We start from the raw sequence: 16,854 nt of genomic DNA on the forward strand, positions 1-16,854 counted from the left end.
AGGCGCTTCAAGCGCCTTTGTTATTTAAAATATCTAAAGCTTTTTCAGAATAATAAAACTTCTCTAAATACACACGGGCACGGCGTCTTAAATGTCCTGTTGTAACGAGTTGTTGTAATACGGGTACAAGCAAGTCGGTGAGTTCATGCTTCACCAAACTTTCATCAATATTGAGGTCACGGAGTAGTAAGTCAAAACTACGTTCCTGATTACGGACATACCAAGTATAGATACCATCGTGGACTTGCTGTTTTAGATAATCGGTTTGACGAATGTGGTCCCAGATTTCATGCCCTAGACCTACAGTTTTTGTTAAATCTTGAACTTCTACATAATTTTTTAAAACAGCAAGTGGCATAGTTTTAACTTTGTGCCAAACATTTGCCTGAAAATGATAGAGCTTATCATTGTCAAAATGTTGGTTTAAAACGCGCTCACTCATTTGGCTAAGTTTTAAAATATTCTTTTGCAAATAATGGTTAATGGTATCGTCCAGATTAGAATCGGTCACTGTTTCTAATACTGATTTACCCATTTTCATGAAGCGTCCTACACCTGGCACGCGTTTTGACATTGATTCATCTAAATAATCATGCATTGTTTGTTGAATCAACTGAGTCAAAAGAGCTGAAAAAGCTGGATTATTTACAATTGTTTTAATCAGTTTTTTACGATGCTCTTCTTTACTTGCAACATACTGTGCAATGCGGTCAATCGTTAAAACAGGAATAACATCTTCAACTGTTGCCGTCTCATTTGCAGGATGAATCAGGGCGAAGCGTATATGCTCTGCAATTTGTTCGATCAGAAAATCAGAAGCGGGGGTATCTAAAATCTGCTTTTGAATGAGATGTTGAATCTGTTCAAAAGTCCAAAGGTGTTGTAATTGCCGACTCCCCAACCAATGGTAAAACTGTTCAAACTCTTGTTGAATCACCTGAGCCTGAACAAATTGCTCATCTAAAAAATCTAGATGAGCTTCAATAAGTTTTTCAATAATTGGTTGGGTAGACATAAGGTCTCACAAGTCCGGAGTTTTATTTAAGGTGTTGCCGTTTTTACTGACTGATTCGATTCTACTTTAAGTAAAAATGGTACGTATTGTTGAATGACCAGTTGTTCAGCTTCCAAAATCGGCATATGACCTACATTTTCTAAAATAACTGGCGGTTGTGCATTTTTTAAAAGTCGTTTGAGTTCACTCGCCACTTCTACATTAATAATCTTATCTTGTTTGCCCCATAAAATAAGTGTAGGCGCGTCGATCGTTTTGGTAAGTACAGCAAATGAATCTGGAGTATAGACTTTATTGAGTGCAATCAATTGATCAACTAGTTTTTGTGTTTGAGGTGCCTGATTAATCATCAATTTTTCTTGAGCTTGTAAGAACTCTTTAGGAATAAACGGAGGATTAAACATGGTTTGTTTTAACAAATAGTTAAAGTCACCTTTTTTAGAGACTAACAGTTGTTTTAGATAGGTAGGATCTTTGAGATAAATTGTGTTGGCAGAACGGAAAATACCACCGCTATCAACTAAAAATAGACTTTTAGTTTCAAATGGATATTGTCCCGCATAAAGTAGGGCAATTGAGCCGCCAAGTGAGTGCCCCGCAATATGAATAGGCCCCTTCAAATTTGCAGCTTCAACAAAGCGGCGTAATTTTTCAGCAAGGTTCGGAACCGAATAATCGAAGTCTTGCGTAACGATAGTTTCGCCACTACCTGGTAAGTCCGGAATAATCACGTGGTAATTCGTAGTTAAGTAATGCGCCATGCGATTCCAATTGTCGCGGCTGCCACCTAAACCATGAATAAGTAACAAGGTCGGTTTTGTGGTTGAACCACCTTCACTATATGACCAAGTAATATCACCTACTTTTAATTTTTTACTTTGCAGTCCGGCCCAGCTACGTTCTTGCTGTAATATTGTTTGAAAACTGACATCAATATTATCGGCTGCCTGCGTTTGAGAAATACTAGTTACTGACAACAAACTACAAGCTAGAGTCAATGCAGTAGCAGTTTTTTTCATAGAGGCTTTAATTGGAGCGGACAGCCTTATCATACATTTCATCCTTGAAGCTTAAACGAGTTTGAAAAATTATTGAAAAACTTTGCCAATGAGTCATTTGCCAAACGTTTGGAATGAAGAAAATTATAGTCAATCTATAAACTAAAGTATGTCTATTTTTTCACTAAACAGTAGGGAATTGTGCGGTTATCCTTCTTATAAAACTCATCTTTGTACACGACAAAAAAAGATAACTCATTGAAATAATGGCATAATACTTGTTTTCTGACGACGAATATGATGACACATTTCAATGAGTTACATCTCATCTTAAACAAATATCTAAAGTGGAACAAGTCACATGTAAAATGTTTTACACTGATTATGATTGCATTAATTGTAAAACAGACATGTAATCTTTCTTCTGCATCTAAAGCCTTACCCATCAAGTGCTTACCACAATCATTTTATCGACGTATACAACGCTTCTTTGCAGGTCAGTATTTTGATTATCGTCAAATTTCTCAGTTAATTTTCAATATATTTTCATTCGACAAAGTGCAACTGACTTTAGATAGAACCAATTGGAAATGGGGAAAACGAGATATCAATATCTTGATGTTAGCCATCGTCTATCGTGGAATAGCGATACCTATTGTTTGGACATTGCTCAATAAACGTGGAAATTCAGATACAAAAGAGCGTATTGCTTTGATTCAACGCTTTATCTCTATTTTTGGTAAAGACCGTATTGTGAATGTGTTCGCAGACAGAGAATTTATCGGTGAGAAATGGTTTACATGGTTAATTGAAAATGACATTAACTTCTGTATACGTGTTAAAAAAACTTTATTGTGACCAATCACTTAGCCAGGAATCATAAAATTAGTGATTTATTTCGTCATCTTCAAGTTGGTCAAACTGAATGTCGTAAACGACGTATTTGGGTTGGTCGAGTAAAACTGTATATTAGTGCGCTACGATTAGAAGATGGAGAACTTTTACTTGTTGTTTCTCCTATGTTTAATGCTTCTGCTATTCGTGATTATGCATTACGCTGGGAAATCGAAACCTTATTTAGTTGTCTCAAAGGACGTGGATTCAATCTTGAAAATACTCGTTTAACAGACCCTGGACGAGTCAAGAAATTGATAGCAGTGCTAGCTATCGGTTTCTGTTGGTGCTATTTAACAGGTGAATGGCAACATGATCGAAAAAAAGCGATAAAAATAAAGAAGCATGGACGACTTTCAGTAAGTTTATTTCGCTACGGTTTGGACTATGTTCAAATGGCTATTCTACGTTTGATTGGTTTTGGAAAAAAAGAAGAATTTAAGAAAGTGCTAGCAATTTTAAGAAAGAAAAAGCCTGATAGGACAAGGATCCTATGAAATTTGTCGTGTACAGAGAAAACTCATTAAAGCTTTAAAAATATTTTCTTAGAAAAGGATTCATTTTTTGTCAGTGACATTCAAATTTTGACACATTAAAATGATTTCTAACCTTGAAAAAACAATGGAAATATAAAATGCCTACTGCGCAAGAAGTTTTAGATCGTTTGAAAGCAGGTAATCAACGATTTGTAAATGGAAATACTTCCCTTGCAAAAACCTTATCGCATCATGAACGCGCTGAAATGGCAAAGGATCAAAATCCGTTTGCAATTGTATTAGGCTGTTCAGATTCTCGTGTACCAGCAGAAATGGTATTTGATCAAGGTCTTGGTGACTTATTCGTAATCCGTGTTGCTGGTAATGTTGTTGCGCCTTCACAAGTTGGTAGTGTTGAGTTTGCGGCAGAACGTTATGATTGTCCGGTTGTAGTTGTATTAGGACATAGTCATTGCGGTGCGATTCAAGCGACTATTGATACGTTGATGAACCCTGATCATCCGCCATCATCTAACTTAATGTCGATTGTGAACCGTGTTCGTCCATCAGTTGAAATTTTAATGCAAACTGATCTGAAAAATGATTTGAAAAAACTTTCATGTCATGCAGTACGTTCAAACGTTTTTGCTTCGGTCAATCAATTACGTCATGGTTCGGCTGTGTTAGAGAACCTGATTGCAAAAGGCGAGTTGATTGTTGTTGGTGCTGAGTATTCATTAGAAACTGGTGAAGTTACTTTTTTTGACTTCTAATCAGTCTATAAAGATTTAAAACTAAAAGGTGCCTATAGGGCACCTTTTATGTATGGATAAGCTAAATTAAGTAATTTTGACTGCGCTTGGGCATTTGGATGAATCAAGTCATTTTGCATTAGTTGTTTTTGTCCAGCGACGCCATCAAGGAAAAACGGTAGCAGTTTCACCTGATATTTTTGGCTTACAGTTTTATAATTGGTTTCAAATGCTTTGCTATAAGCTGTGCCATAATTAGGCGGAATCTTCATACCAAAAAGAATAACCTGCGCCTTTTGTTGTTGGCTTAAATGGACGAGCTGCGACAGATTTTGTTGAATTATTTGTGGTGGTTGACCTCGTAAACCATCATTCCCACCTAATTCAATAACTACGACTTCGGGTTTATACGTTTGTAAAAGCTTAGGTAATCTGGCCAAAGCGCCACTTGTGGTTTCACCACTCATACTTGCATTGACCACTTTATGTTGTTTGGGATACTGTTGGTCTAGACGTTTTTGTAGTAATTGTACCCAACCTTGTTTAGGGTCTATTCCGTAACCGGCACTAATACTATCTCCTAAAATTAAAATAGTTTTGGCCGAGACCAACATAGGCAACATGCTCAATGCGATGAGCAAGAGACTTTTAGAACCAGACAAATAAGATTTATACATTTGTGTTTCGACCCGAATACTAAATATATAGGACTGTCCCCATCATGCCACAACCTATCATTGCTGCCCATCAAGTTACACAAACTATTCATATTAACCAAAATCAATTTACGATTTTAAAAAATATCGATTTAGATATTTATGAAGGGGAGCAGGTAGCCATTACGGGACGTTCCGGTTCAGGAAAATCGACTTTACTTGGTATCTTAGCGACTTTAGACCAACCGTCTGAAGGCGAAGTATGGTTATGTGGTCAGCCTGTTCATGAGTTGACGGAGGAACAGCGCGCCCAGATCAGAATGCAGCATGTTGGCTTTGTATTTCAGTCTTTCCAACTTTTACCGCAGTTAAGTGCGCTTGAAAATGTGATGTTGCCGCTTCGGTTACGTAAAAATTTTGATTATAAAATTGCTGAGCAGAAGGCCTTAGACTGGTTGCATCGGGTAGGTTTAAGTCGTCAAGCGGAACAAACGCCTAAAGTCTTATCTGGTGGTGAGCAGCAACGTGTGGCAATTGCACGGGCACTTATTGCAGAACCACAAATTATTTTTGCAGATGAACCTACTGGAAACCTAGATGGTCAAACAGCCCAAGAAATTGAACGGCTACTTTTTGATTTAAATAAAGAGCTCGGTACGACGCTTATTTTGGTCACACATGATCGCAATTTGGCTGGACTTTGCCAGCGTCATGTTGAATTAAATGATGGTTGTTTAAAGACAGTACAGGGTGGTTAGACTATGCGTAATCTACTTAAGCCACTTTTGCTACAAAGCTTTCGCACTGGAGGGTTATATTTACTCATCATTGCGCTTTCACTTGCGATTAGTGCGACCACGGCTCTTAAGTTTAGTAATGACCAAGTTAAAAATGCGGTTAGCCTACAAGCCTCGCAAATGTTAGCAGCTGATTTGGTTCTGTCGAATAATGAACCTCTAGACACTAAATGGCAAAAAAAGGCGGAACAGATTGGCTTAAAGCAGACTCATGTGACTATGTTTAGTTCAATGGCACATACTCAAGATCAGTTTGTCATGGTCAATGTGAAAGCTATAGAACATGCGTTCCCATTAAGAGGAAAACTTGAGATTGAGCCTAGTGCACAGAGTATTCAACCTGGTCAAGTGTGGCTAAGTCAAAGAGCAGCTGATTTACTTAAAGTTAAACTTGGCGATACGGTATCTATTGCAGATGCCCAATTTCACTTTAGCGGCGTAATTGTGCGAGATTCAAATCAAGAACTCGGTTTTTCAGGTTTTTCGCCCACAGTTATTATTCATCAAGCAGATATTGCTAGAACCCATGCAATTCAAACAGGCAGTAGAATTGATTATCGACTGTTAATGTCTGGTCAGCCTGAACAGGTTCAGAACTTTAGTAAACTATTTAAGCAACAACATCAACCTGCAAACGATCAGGAAGAAACCATAGGGTTGCGTTTACGCGATGCTAGTGAATCAAATAGCAGATTATTACGTCCGTTAGAAAACCTAGATACCTTTTTGCAATTGGCCAATATTTTAACGATTTTATTGTGTGGTATCGCCATTGCTTTAACAAGCCAACGTTATGTTCAGCAAAACCAAGATCATATTGCTGTAATACGTTGCTTTGGTGCTAGCAAGTTTCAAATTTTATGGGCCTATATTGGGCTACTTTGCGTAGTCAGCGTAATTTCAATTGTGATTGGTAGTCTATTAGGAATAATGATGGGCTATGGTTTACTTGAGCTCATGTTACAACTGATTCCACAACTGGAATTAAGTTTTTCTGTGGTTGGATTTTTACTTGGTCCCTTACCAATTGCCATTTTTACCAGTGTAATTGTGCTACTTGGGTTTATTTTGCCAAGCATTTGGGAATTGTTAAATACGCCACCTATTCGAGTTATTCGCGAACAGGCAAAATCCCGAAAATCATTATTCTTTATGTTTTTTGCAGGCATCACCAGTCTTGTTATTTTTAGCTTAGTTTTAAGTGAAAACTTAATGCTCAGCATTATAGTTTTGGCTACCATTTTCGTTCTTTGTATTTTGCTATACACCGTTGTTTGGGGTGTGCTTCGTAGTTTAAAAAAGATGAAAACTCGTTTGTCTTTTTATATTCGTTCACCATCGCAAAGTGCCTTACAAATTACTGCTTTGGCTTTAGGGTTAAGTCTTATTACAGTGTTAAGCGTGCTCAGAACAGATTTACTAGAACGCTGGCAACAGCAGTTACCTGAGGGTACACCAAACCAGTTTGTATACGGGTTGCCTCCATTTGATTTAAAAGCTTTTGAGCAACAATTAAAACAAAATGGTTGGCAAAGCACACCGTTATATCCCAATGTTCGGGGGCGATTACTCGCAAAGAATGATATTCCTTTTTCTGAAGATGCGATCAAGCAAAATAATTCTTTAAGACGTGAATTAAATTTAACTCAGTCAAGTACATTGCCAAATGACAATGTCATTACAAAGGGGCAGGCCACTTTTAATGCTGTAGGGCAAGTTTCGGTCGAGGCAAAAACTGCTGAAAGTCTAGGTATCCAGCTTGGCGATAAGCTTACTTTTAGCCTGCCAGACGGTACTTTACAGGCTAAAGTTGTGAATTTTAGAAATGTTGAATGGGAAAGTTTTAGCCCAAACTTCTTCTTTATATTTTCACCTAAAACTTTAGATGAAAATGCTGGTAGTTACTTGGGCAGTTTTTATGTGCCAAAACAAGATCAACCTAAAATGATCCATATGATTCAGCAATTTTCAAATACGGTTTTTATTGATGTTGACCGTATTTTGGATGAAGTAAAGCGCTTAATGAATGTCTTGGTTAAAATTGTGACTGTGCTTGCAGCTTTAGTTGGCTTCTCTGGAATACTCGTTTTAATTGCTTGTTTAAATCTATTAATGGATGAACGCCGTCGGGAAGTGGCTTTGTTACGTTCATTTGGTTTGTCTAAAAATAAAATGAAGCAAATGCTCAGTTTAGAAATTGGATTTTTAGGGCTGTTAGCAGGCATTGTTGCCTGCTGTTTTGCCGAGGTAATTAGTGCAATTGCAAGTTATAAAATGAATATGGCTTTACAGTGGCATATTGAAATATGGTTAATTTTACCGCTTGCCATGATGTTACTTTGTGCTCTTATTGGTCGATATAGACTCGGTTATCTTTGTAATTTACCGCCACTACAAAGTTTAAGAGAGTTGAACCAGATTTAAGTTAGGGCAGTATTTCTGGATTCTGAATTAAAACTTCATGCCAAAGTGGAAGTAATGGTGAGTTAAGCTGATTACAGTAAATATAGAAACCGACAGTCATGAAAAGTCCTCCCACTAACCCTAAGAATTTTAGGAGGCTTTTAAATTGAGTGCGGTAGCTTAAATACCAAATGAGTGCGAGTAAGGCACCCATAATCATACCGCCGACATGTGCAGCATTATTAATACCTGTGGCAACCAGACCAAATATAAGGTTAATGGCCATAATCATTAATAATGCTTTTTTATCAAGTATGTAGACTTGATGTGGCAAGGGTGGAAATAAAGAAAGAACGGTTAACGCTGCACCTAATCCCATCACAGCGCCCGATGCACCTGCACTTACGTGAGGAAGTAAGCTTTGATCAAAATGTTGTAGTAATTCATGTCCATTTTGAATATTGATATAACTACTCAAAAGACTACCAAACAAACCTGCAAGTAAATATAGACCAATAAAATATAAGCGACCAAATAAAGCTTCAGCGACATTACCAAAAATATATAGGGCCCACATATTGAGCATAAGGTGAATAATACCAAAGTGAAAAAACATGCTGGTAAATAAACGTTCTGGCTGTCCAGAGAAAGTAAGTGGTGTAAAATCTGCTCCCCAGCGAAGTGCATCTTTTATAGCTGGGTCACTTATGTCCACCCCAGATACAATTTGCCAGATGAACAAACCTACATTGATCGAGATCAGTAGGGCGGTCAGCCACCAAGCTTGTACATTGAGTTTACGATTAATGTGCGGAGGCTGAGTTTGAGTCATGCTATGCTTTTGTTATATATGAACATGCTTTACAGCTTAACATGAAAAAAGTTGAATACAGGAGATCAAGACGAACATGAAAGCTTTTATTGTTCGCGTGTTGTTAATTTTTATTGGGGCAATTCTCCTTATTCAGCTTTGGATCTTTTCAAGTTTGGTTTGGTGGCGTACACATGAAGTTGATACCACCATGTTTATGCGAATTGATTATTGGTCAGATACATCTCGGCCGATTGTTCATGAATGGCTCGACTATGATGATATTAGCGACAATTTCAAACATGCGATTTTGGCAGGCGAAGATGCAAAATTTATTCATCATCATGGCTTTGACTGGGATGGTATCCGTTTTGCTCTAGAGCGTAATAATGAAGAAGGTGAAGTTGTCGCAGGTGGTTCTACCGTGTCTCAACAACTTGCAAAGAACTTGTTCTTATATAATCAGCGCTCATTTATTCGTAAAGGCCAAGAAACGATAGCAACGTGGATGATGGAGCGCATGTGGTCAAAACGCCGAATTCTTGAGGTGTATATGAACTCGGTTGAATTTGGTAAACATTTATATGGGGTTGAAGCAGCTGCTCAATATTATTATGGTAAAAGTGCTAAAAGCTTAACGCGCGAACAAGCAGCTTTTTTAGCAGCCTTATTGCCTGATCCGAAATATTATCAAGATCACCGCAATGATCGTAAACTACAATATCGAAAACGCGTAATTTTACGTTATATGAATAGCACCCCAATTCCTGAATAACACTGTCTTAAAGATGTGTTATTTTTTTAATTTTTATAAAATTGACATAATTTTGCAGCATACTGTTTTGCAGAGATTTTGGTTGGAAAGAGATAGATTTAGACATGAATACAGCGATTACAGCAACGACCCCAACAGAATATAGTTATAACGACCGTTATATTAATCGTGAGTTGTCTATTCTTGACTTTCATTTGCGTGTATTGGAACAGGCAGTCGACCCTTTACATCCTCTATTAGAGCGAATGAATTTCTTACTGATTTTTTCGCGTAATTTAGATGAGTTTTTTGAAATTCGTGTGGCGGGAGTCATGGAGCAATATGCTCTAGGTAATGAAAGTCGAAGTCCAGATGGCTTAACACCAAGACAAGTCTTACAAAAAATCTCTGAAACTGCTCACGCTGCAATTGAACGTCAATATCGTATTTTAAACGAAGAAATTTTACCTAAACTTCGTGAGGAAGATATTTGCTTCTTGCGTCGTGGGGAGTTAACACCAGCTCAATCGGCGTGGGTGAAAAAGTATTTTCAGGAACAGGTCGCACCTGTGTTGACACCAATTAGCTTAGATCCAGCCCATCCATTTCCACGCTTAGTCAATAAAAGCTTAAACTTTATTGTGACCTTAGAAGGTAAAGATGCGTTTGGCCGTCAAATTGATTTAGCTGTTGTACCAGCGCCGCGTTCATTGCCACGTGTTGTACGATTACCAGACGAACTAACGGGTGGCAAAGAGCATCATGTTATGCTGTCCGCAATTATTCATGAACACGTATCAGACTTGTTCCCTGGCATGACTGCAACTGGATGCTATCAATTCCGCGTAACTCGTAATGCGGATTTGGCGCTCAATGAAGACGTTGAAGATTTAGCTAAAGCTTTAAAAGGTGAATTAAGTTCACGACGATTTGGTCGTGCAGTTCGTTTGGAAGTAACTCACAACTGTCCACAACATATTTATGAATATTTGCTTGAAGAATTCGACTTAAACGAAGAACAACTATACAAAGTTGATGGCCCTGTAAACTTAGCCCGTCTGGTTTCAAACTTTAAACGTCCTCATTTACGTTACGACTCACACACGCCAGTCGTACCGAAAGTGTTTAAAAAGACCGAGAGTATTTTCTCGGCTATGCAAAAGCAGGATATTTTACTGCATCATCCTTTTGAATCATTTGCTCCTGTTATTCAGTTACTCCGTGAAGCAGCACGTGACCCACAGGTGCTCGCAATTAAACAAACGCTTTACCGCAGTGGAGCGGACTCTGAAATTGTTCAAGTCTTGGCCGAAGCTGCACGTAATGGAAAAGAAGTAACAGCAGTCATTGAATTACGTGCCCGTTTTGATGAGGAATCAAATATTGAAGTGGCAAATGTACTTCAAGAAGCAGGGGCGGTAGTTGTTTACGGTATTGTGGGTTATAAAACACATGCCAAAATGATTATGGTGGTACGCCGTGAAAACAATAAACTGGTACGTTATGTTCATTTAGGAACAGGTAACTACCATGCTATGAATGCCCGTATCTATACCGATTATGGTCTCATGACGACCGATAAAGACTTGTGTGAAGATGTACACCGCATTTTCCAAGAGCTGACTGGTATGGGCAAAATGGCAAAACTGAAAAAATTACTCCATGCTCCTTTTACTTTGCATGCTCAGCTCATCAATTTCATTGATGAAGAGATTGCCAATGCAAAGGCTGGTCGTAAAGCCCAAATTATTGTGAAAGTAAATGCATTAACTGAAGTTCAACTCATTAATAAATTATACGAAGCTTCTCAAGCTGGCGTGCAGGTAGATCTCATTATTCGTTCGATTTGTTGCTTACGTCCAGGTTTACCAAATTTATCGGAAAATATTCGTGTACGTTCAATTGTAGGACGTTTCCTTGAACATACACGTGTTTATTATTTTAGTAATAATGGTGATGCCCGCATTTATTGTTCAAGTGCTGACTGGATGGACCGTAACTTATTTAATCGTGTTGAAGCATGTTTCCCAATTGAAGATCCTGCGTTGAAAAAACGTATTTATCAGCAAGGTCTTCTTAATTATTTGCAAGATAACCAGCAAGCTTGGTTATTACAAGGGGATGGTACTTGGATACGTGCGCAGCCTGCTGAGGGTGAAAAATTACATAATGCTCAAAGAGAATTATTAGAAACATTTAAATAAAACTTAATATTAAAAAGCCGGCTTCGTGTCGGCTTTTTAATTATTTGAAATTCATAGTAATTTAATATGATTTCTTAAATGGTTGCAGGATATACGATAATAATTTGAAACACCGCAATATGTTTTAAAAATATGTGATTCTTTACATAAAACATTGAATTTTAAAAATATACAAATTACGTGAAATCTACTTTAATACGCGGCATTAAATATACTTAACTTTGGTAAGTGAATAATATGCAAGGCTTTATTAAAAGTTTATTTATTAGAATATTTTTAGGGGTAATGCCAGTGACTGCATATGCAGATCAAAAGTGCTATGGAGATATTATTGTTTTTCATAAATATGATGATCAAATGATATATCCCTACTTTATACAACCCTCTAAGGAAAAAAATAAGAAAAATGAATCACAAACCAAGGTAATAACGGTCCAGAAAAGAAAACCTACTCAAGATGAACTGGTAGCACAAAAGAAAGTTGAAGATACTCAATTAAAAAAAATAGATGAAAAGAAAAATCTTGAGAATAAAAAACAGCTTGATGCAGCAGTCGCTAAAGAAATTTTAGAAAATGGCGAAAAAAAATGGATGGTACAGGTAGCGTTGGCACCTAATCAAAATAAAGCAAATATGATCCAGTCACAATTGCAGGCGAAAGGATATAAGATTGTGACTAGCCCAACCACAAAAGGAATAAGGGTTATGGTAGACCCCGCTAATGATTTTGCGATTGCACAAATTATTCGAGAAAAAATAATTTCAGATGAGAGTTTAGATTTAAGATCGGCTTGGGTTTTTAAATGGGCTTCTTTAACAGCACAGTAAAAGAAAAAGGAGTCTGAAGACTCCTTTTTTTTATTCATATAAATTTGTTGTGATCTTCTGCATGATTTGCAGTAGTACGTCAAACTCGCTTTGCAATGGCGTACTTTTACGCGTAACGAGTGCTAGAGTACGACTTGGTGCATCTTCAATTGGTTTTGCAGTAATCTGATCATTAAACTTGATCATACTATTTTCAATTGCGATTTCTGGTAAAAGCGTAAAACCTAAATTAGAAGAAACCATTTCGACTAATGTTGGTAGTGAACTTGCTTTTAAACGGTTATCGTTTTTACGTTCACCAATTGGACAAGCACTTAATACATGGTCACGTAAACAGTGGCCTTCTTCAAGCAAAATAAGGCGTGACAAATCAAGGTCATCGAGAGAGTTTGCTTGAAGTGCATTTGTATCTTGCTTACTACAAACAAGATATAAATTTTCTTTTGAAATTTCAGCTACTTTTAGACTTCTTGTGTCAAAAGGTAGAGCAAGGACGATCATGTCCAAATTACCGTGTTCTAAGCGTTCTACAATTTTCTCACTTTGAGCTTCATGTAAATGCAACTGAATCTTCGGTAATTGTTGATGCACTTCATCAAGTAACCGTGTCAGGATAAAAGGTGCAATGGTTGGAATAACACCTAAATGAAGATCACCAGTTAATGGTTCACTCATTTCACGGCTTAAACGCATTAAATCCTGAGCATCTGCTAGCAATACACGGGCTCGAGCAACGACTTGTTCACCTAATGGCGTTAAACGCACATTTTGACGGTCACGCTCAACCAGAACGCCACCTAATAGCCTTTCTAGCTCCATGATACCGCCCGATAAAGTCGATTGGGTAACAAAAGAGCGTCGTGCTGCTTCAGTAAAATGCAAAGTTTCCGACAACGTAACTAAATATGATAGCTGTCTTAGTGAGGGTAATGCAGCCATAGTGTCCTAGTATGATGATTTAAAATGATGCGCAAATAAACCGCTAAGCTGTGGAATAAAATGGGCAGGGATATCATGCCCCATTCCATCAATTAATTCAAACTTAGCACCGGAAATTGCTTTTGCTACAGCCTTACCGTGGCTTGGTGGAAGTAAGCGGTCACGCGAGCCATGTAAGACTATAGTGGGTTGCTTAATTTCACGGTCCAGTTGCAGTAAGGAACCTGTACATAATATTGCTAAAAACTGTTGAAGTACACCAGCAGGATAATAGCTACGTTGATAAAGTTTTCGTGCAGTTTGTACAGCTTCAATATGGTTAATATAACCAGGAGAACCAATCAATTGGAATAATTTTAAGCTGTGGTTAACAATCCCTTCTTCATCACGTGATTCTGGCTTGCCAATTAAGCTTAAAAGTTGTTTAGGAAACGGTGGAGGTAAAAACGGTTGGTTGTTACTTGTAAACATTAAACCTAATTTTTCTACTTTTTCCGGATATTTTGCAGCAAGTATCTGAGCAATCATGCCGCCCATTGAGGCACCGATCACATGCGCTTTACTTATGCCTAAACGGTCGAGAAGCATCGATACATCATCTGCCATATCATAGAGCGTATAAGGTGCACCTTGATTACTTAACCCTAAAGCAAAGCGCCCCATCAATTTCATGGTATTTAAACGTTTACCCTGATGACGTACTTTCGAAGAAAGGCCAATATCACGGTTATCAAAACGAATAACACGAAAACCTTGATCAATGAGCGATTTACAGAAAAAGTCCGGCCAAAATAGCATTTGGGCACCTAGACCCATAATCAGCAAAATGGTGGGATGTTCTGCTTTTCCTCCTACTTCTACATGCAATTCAATACCATTGCCTAAGTTGACTTTAGTTTCTTGCATAAAAGGAGTGTAGGGTGAAATACTAAATTGTAAGGCGCTATTCATGTTATGCATTCCTTGAAGGGAATACTCTCGAGCGAGCATTCCCAATTTAAACCTTATGCTTGGGCAGGAATAAGATCTGGAACAAGCTTAGTTAACGTTAAACGTTGCTTGCCTGCTGTTGCACCTAACAATACGAAACCACGCAATGTTCCTTCATTGTCAATTGCTTTGGCAAGCATACCATCGTCGAATTCTTCAGTTTCCCAATTTACATCGACATCAACCGGAGCCGGTAAAACTGTAAGCGGTGCAGCCGGAGTTTTTACCGCAACTGGCATAGCGGGGTAATGTACATTTGTCTGTTGACCGCTTAATGTTTTTGCTAGAGCACGCGCTTGTTGCATAATTGGCATTACATAAGGAAGCAGGGTACCGTTCACTTCTGCACAGTCACCAATTGCATAAATATCGGCTTGATTGGTTTCAAGCAAGCTATTGGTAATTACACCACGGCTAGTTTGAATATTTGCGCTTTGAGCAAGAGAAATATTCGGTTGTAAGCCAATGGCTGAAAGCACAATATCAGCGACCAAAGTCTGACCATTTGCCAATGTAACCGCGTAATCTTCACCGTTATTGATTTTACTTACTTTTTCAACGGTTGTGCCTAATGCAAATTTAACCCCAGCTTCTTCAAGATTTTCTTGGAAAGCTGAAGCAATGTGTGAAGGTAATAAACGGCCTAACGGTTGAGGCGCTAAATCAATTACCGTTACATCATATTCGCTATGAAGTAAGTCATTGGCAAATTCACAACCAATCAAACCAGCACCCAAAATCACAACACGTTTATCTTTGCGCTGAGCTAGATTTTCACGGAAAGAACGATAATCAATAAGAGAGTTCACCACATGAATGTCATCACTGCCATCACCTGCAATTGCAAGACGAATCGGGTTAGCACCAACGGCTAAAATCAGTTTTGAATACGGCTGATTTGAAGTTACCCCATCTTTTTCCAGAACAAGCTCATGACGCTCAGCTAAAATTTCTTTTACCCATGTAAAAGGTTCAATACGCATATTGAGCTGCGCACTCATTTTTGCGGCATCACCTAAAGGAATCTGTTCTGGAGCCTTTTTACCTGCAAAAGCGTTAGATAACGTTGGTTTTGCATAGTTCACTGCATCATCCGCACAAATCATCACAAGTTCTTGCTCTGGGTTAAGCTTACGGAACTCACGTGCTAAGGTATAACCCGCCATGCCTGATCCGATAATGACGATTGGATGCATTTTTTTCTCCAGAATTAGAATTGTTCATTTAATACGGTGATTGGTGATATATAAAAAAGACCATGTAAATCATGGCCTTTTAATTTAAGACATTAGATCTCGATCATTTCAAAGTCAGCTTTTGAAACGCCACAATCAGGGCAAGTCCAATCATCAGGGATATCTTCCCATTTTGTTCCAGCTGCAATGCCGTCTTGTGGCCAACCTTCTGCTTCATCGTAAATCCATCCACAAACGATACATTGATATTTTTTCATGAGACTCTCCGCACTGATAAGTTTGCTCAAAGCTGCCTTTCAGTAAAACTATTCCATCTATTAATAATGTAACTACGATCCGTTCAATAATAACTAATGTAGCTTTGATCGGGTATCAAATTTTTACGCAGTTCTACATTTAAAGTAAAGCACATAAGGGAGTTTAATCATTCGTAAGCAAAGATGAATGGCATATCGAGACAAATAAGTGGTTATTTAGGCAAAACTTCCACTTAAACGCATAATAAATCATATGTTTTTATTCACTCACTAATGTAATAAGACCTTACGTGATATGAAGGGTTACAAAAAGAACAAAGCATTTATATAAATAAAGCTCTTAAAAACATAAGCTGATTAATAAATAGACAGATAAATTGATGTTTATATAAAACGAGAAAGTTTATTGAACACTTGAGTAACAGAGATAAGGAAATTGAATATGGAAATTCTAGTATATGAAGTAGAAATTAATGCGCCTATAGAAAAAGTATGGGACATACTCTGGAATAGCGAGACATATAATGCATGGACAAAATTCTTTGCACCGGATTCTTCAATGAAGACGGACTGGAAAGTTGGCGGTAATACATATTTTCTAGACGGAGAAGGAAATGGAATGGTTTCAACCATTGAAGAAATGAAAAAGCCTGAAGTATTAATTTTTAAACATTTAGGAATGATTAAAGAAGGAAAAGAAGACTTAGAAAGTGAAGAGGTGAAAAGCTGGAGTGGTTCGTTAGAAAAATATTTTTTAAGCCAAAATGGGAATACTACAACTTTAAAAGTTGAATTGGCCACCTTACCTGAATATATCGGTATGTTAAAAAGTGGCTTTGTTCAAGGTTTTGAAGTTGTAAAACATATTGCTGAAGGAAGTTAAT

At 37.8% G+C, this 16,854-nt stretch carries 16 protein-coding genes; 8 read left to right on the forward strand and 8 right to left on the reverse strand.

What is annotated here, in order from left to right:
- Positions 1-7 precede the first annotated feature (7 nt).
- Both HMPREF0014_RS08005 and HMPREF0014_RS08010 read right to left on the reverse strand, forming a co-directional pair.
- Positions 8-1,015, reverse strand: coding sequence for a hypothetical protein (locus tag HMPREF0014_RS08005; RefSeq protein ID WP_004888238.1), 1,008 nt, complete (start codon positions 1,013-1,015; stop codon positions 8-10).
- Between the two features lie 26 nt (positions 1,016-1,041).
- A complete protein-coding gene (locus HMPREF0014_RS08010) occupies positions 1,042-2,067 on the reverse strand; it encodes an alpha/beta hydrolase (protein WP_004888237.1) in 1,026 nt (341 codons plus the stop codon).
- Between the two features lie 246 nt (positions 2,068-2,313).
- On the opposite strand from HMPREF0014_RS08010, the gene HMPREF0014_RS25870 reads away from it, so the two are divergent.
- Together HMPREF0014_RS25870 and HMPREF0014_RS08020 are read left to right on the forward strand one after the other, a co-directional pair.
- Positions 2,314-3,404, forward strand: a protein-coding gene (locus HMPREF0014_RS25870; RefSeq protein ID WP_115736667.1) for an IS4-like element ISAba33 family transposase whose coding sequence is annotated in 2 segments (ribosomal slippage) — positions 2,314-2,854 and positions 2,854-3,404 — 1,092 coding nt in all. Because the reading frame shifts where the segments join, the coding sequence is not laid out codon by codon here.
- A 137-nt stretch (positions 3,405-3,541) separates the two neighbouring features.
- Entirely contained in the window at positions 3,542-4,156 is a 615-nt protein-coding gene (locus tag HMPREF0014_RS08020) for a carbonic anhydrase (protein WP_001141692.1), read from the forward strand.
- Positions 4,157-4,188: 32 nt separating this feature from the next.
- Here the strand turns inward: HMPREF0014_RS08020 and HMPREF0014_RS08025 are convergent, their stop codons facing one another.
- A complete protein-coding gene (locus tag HMPREF0014_RS08025; protein ID WP_006581004.1) occupies positions 4,189-4,812 on the reverse strand; it encodes an arylesterase in 624 nt (207 codons plus the stop codon).
- 44 nt (positions 4,813-4,856) lie between these two features.
- Here HMPREF0014_RS08025 and HMPREF0014_RS08030 point away from each other — a divergent pair, with 44 nt between their 5' ends.
- Positions 4,857-5,549 (forward strand): ABC transporter ATP-binding protein, encoded by a 693-nt coding sequence (locus HMPREF0014_RS08030; protein WP_004888235.1) that lies wholly within the window; start codon positions 4,857-4,859, stop codon positions 5,547-5,549.
- A 3-nt stretch (positions 5,550-5,552) separates the two neighbouring features.
- Positions 5,553-8,012: an FtsX-like permease family protein gene (locus HMPREF0014_RS08035; RefSeq protein ID WP_004888234.1), complete on the forward strand. Its 2,460-nt coding sequence runs from the start codon at positions 5,553-5,555 to the stop codon at positions 8,010-8,012.
- 1 nt (position 8,013) lies between these two features.
- Here the strand turns inward: HMPREF0014_RS08035 and HMPREF0014_RS08040 are convergent, their stop codons facing one another.
- Positions 8,014-8,823, reverse strand: coding sequence for a rhomboid family intramembrane serine protease (locus HMPREF0014_RS08040; protein ID WP_004888233.1), 810 nt, complete (start codon positions 8,821-8,823; stop codon positions 8,014-8,016).
- A 76-nt stretch (positions 8,824-8,899) separates the two neighbouring features.
- Here HMPREF0014_RS08040 and mtgA point away from each other — a divergent pair, with 76 nt between their 5' ends.
- The 3 genes from mtgA to HMPREF0014_RS08055 all read left to right on the forward strand — a co-directional run bounded on the left by mtgA (position 8,900) and on the right by HMPREF0014_RS08055 (position 12,588).
- The gene (mtgA, locus tag HMPREF0014_RS08045; protein WP_004710069.1) at positions 8,900-9,577 is read left to right on the forward strand and encodes a monofunctional biosynthetic peptidoglycan transglycosylase; all 678 of its coding nucleotides are present in this window, start codon (positions 8,900-8,902) and stop codon (positions 9,575-9,577) included.
- A 104-nt stretch (positions 9,578-9,681) separates the two neighbouring features.
- On the forward strand, positions 9,682-11,760 hold the full coding sequence (ppk1, locus tag HMPREF0014_RS08050) for a polyphosphate kinase 1 (protein WP_002054335.1): 2,079 nt from the start codon (positions 9,682-9,684) through the stop codon (positions 11,758-11,760).
- Positions 11,761-11,997: 237 nt separating this feature from the next.
- Complete coding sequence (locus tag HMPREF0014_RS08055; RefSeq protein ID WP_004888230.1) at positions 11,998-12,588, forward strand: SPOR domain-containing protein; 591 nt, start codon at positions 11,998-12,000, stop codon at positions 12,586-12,588.
- A gap of 30 nt (positions 12,589-12,618) precedes the next feature.
- On the opposite strand, the gene oxyR is transcribed toward HMPREF0014_RS08055, so the two are convergent.
- From oxyR to rubA, 4 genes are all read right to left on the reverse strand, one after another.
- Positions 12,619-13,527, reverse strand: coding sequence for a LysR family transcriptional regulator OxyR (gene oxyR / locus HMPREF0014_RS08060; RefSeq protein WP_004888227.1), 909 nt, complete (start codon positions 13,525-13,527; stop codon positions 12,619-12,621).
- A gap of 6 nt (positions 13,528-13,533) precedes the next feature.
- Entirely contained in the window at positions 13,534-14,478 is a 945-nt protein-coding gene (gene estB, locus HMPREF0014_RS08065; RefSeq protein ID WP_002054414.1) for an esterase EstB, read from the reverse strand.
- A 53-nt stretch (positions 14,479-14,531) separates the two neighbouring features.
- Positions 14,532-15,713, reverse strand: a complete 1,182-nt coding sequence (rubB, locus tag HMPREF0014_RS08070; RefSeq protein WP_004888226.1) for a rubredoxin reductase RubB — start codon at positions 15,711-15,713, stop codon at positions 14,532-14,534.
- Between the two features lie 92 nt (positions 15,714-15,805).
- Positions 15,806-15,970, reverse strand: a complete 165-nt coding sequence (gene rubA, locus HMPREF0014_RS08075) for a rubredoxin RubA (RefSeq protein WP_000760495.1) — start codon at positions 15,968-15,970, stop codon at positions 15,806-15,808.
- 442 nt (positions 15,971-16,412) lie between these two features.
- Here rubA and HMPREF0014_RS08080 point away from each other — a divergent pair, with 442 nt between their 5' ends.
- Positions 16,413-16,853: an SRPBCC domain-containing protein gene (locus tag HMPREF0014_RS08080; protein WP_004888223.1), complete on the forward strand. Its 441-nt coding sequence runs from the start codon at positions 16,413-16,415 to the stop codon at positions 16,851-16,853.
- Position 16,854 lies beyond the last annotated feature (1 nt).

Origin of the sequence: Acinetobacter sp. RUH 2624, from assembly GCF_000162375.2 — a bacterium.
In the GTDB taxonomy this organism is placed as follows: Bacteria; Pseudomonadota; Gammaproteobacteria; order Pseudomonadales; family Moraxellaceae; genus Acinetobacter; species Acinetobacter nosocomialis.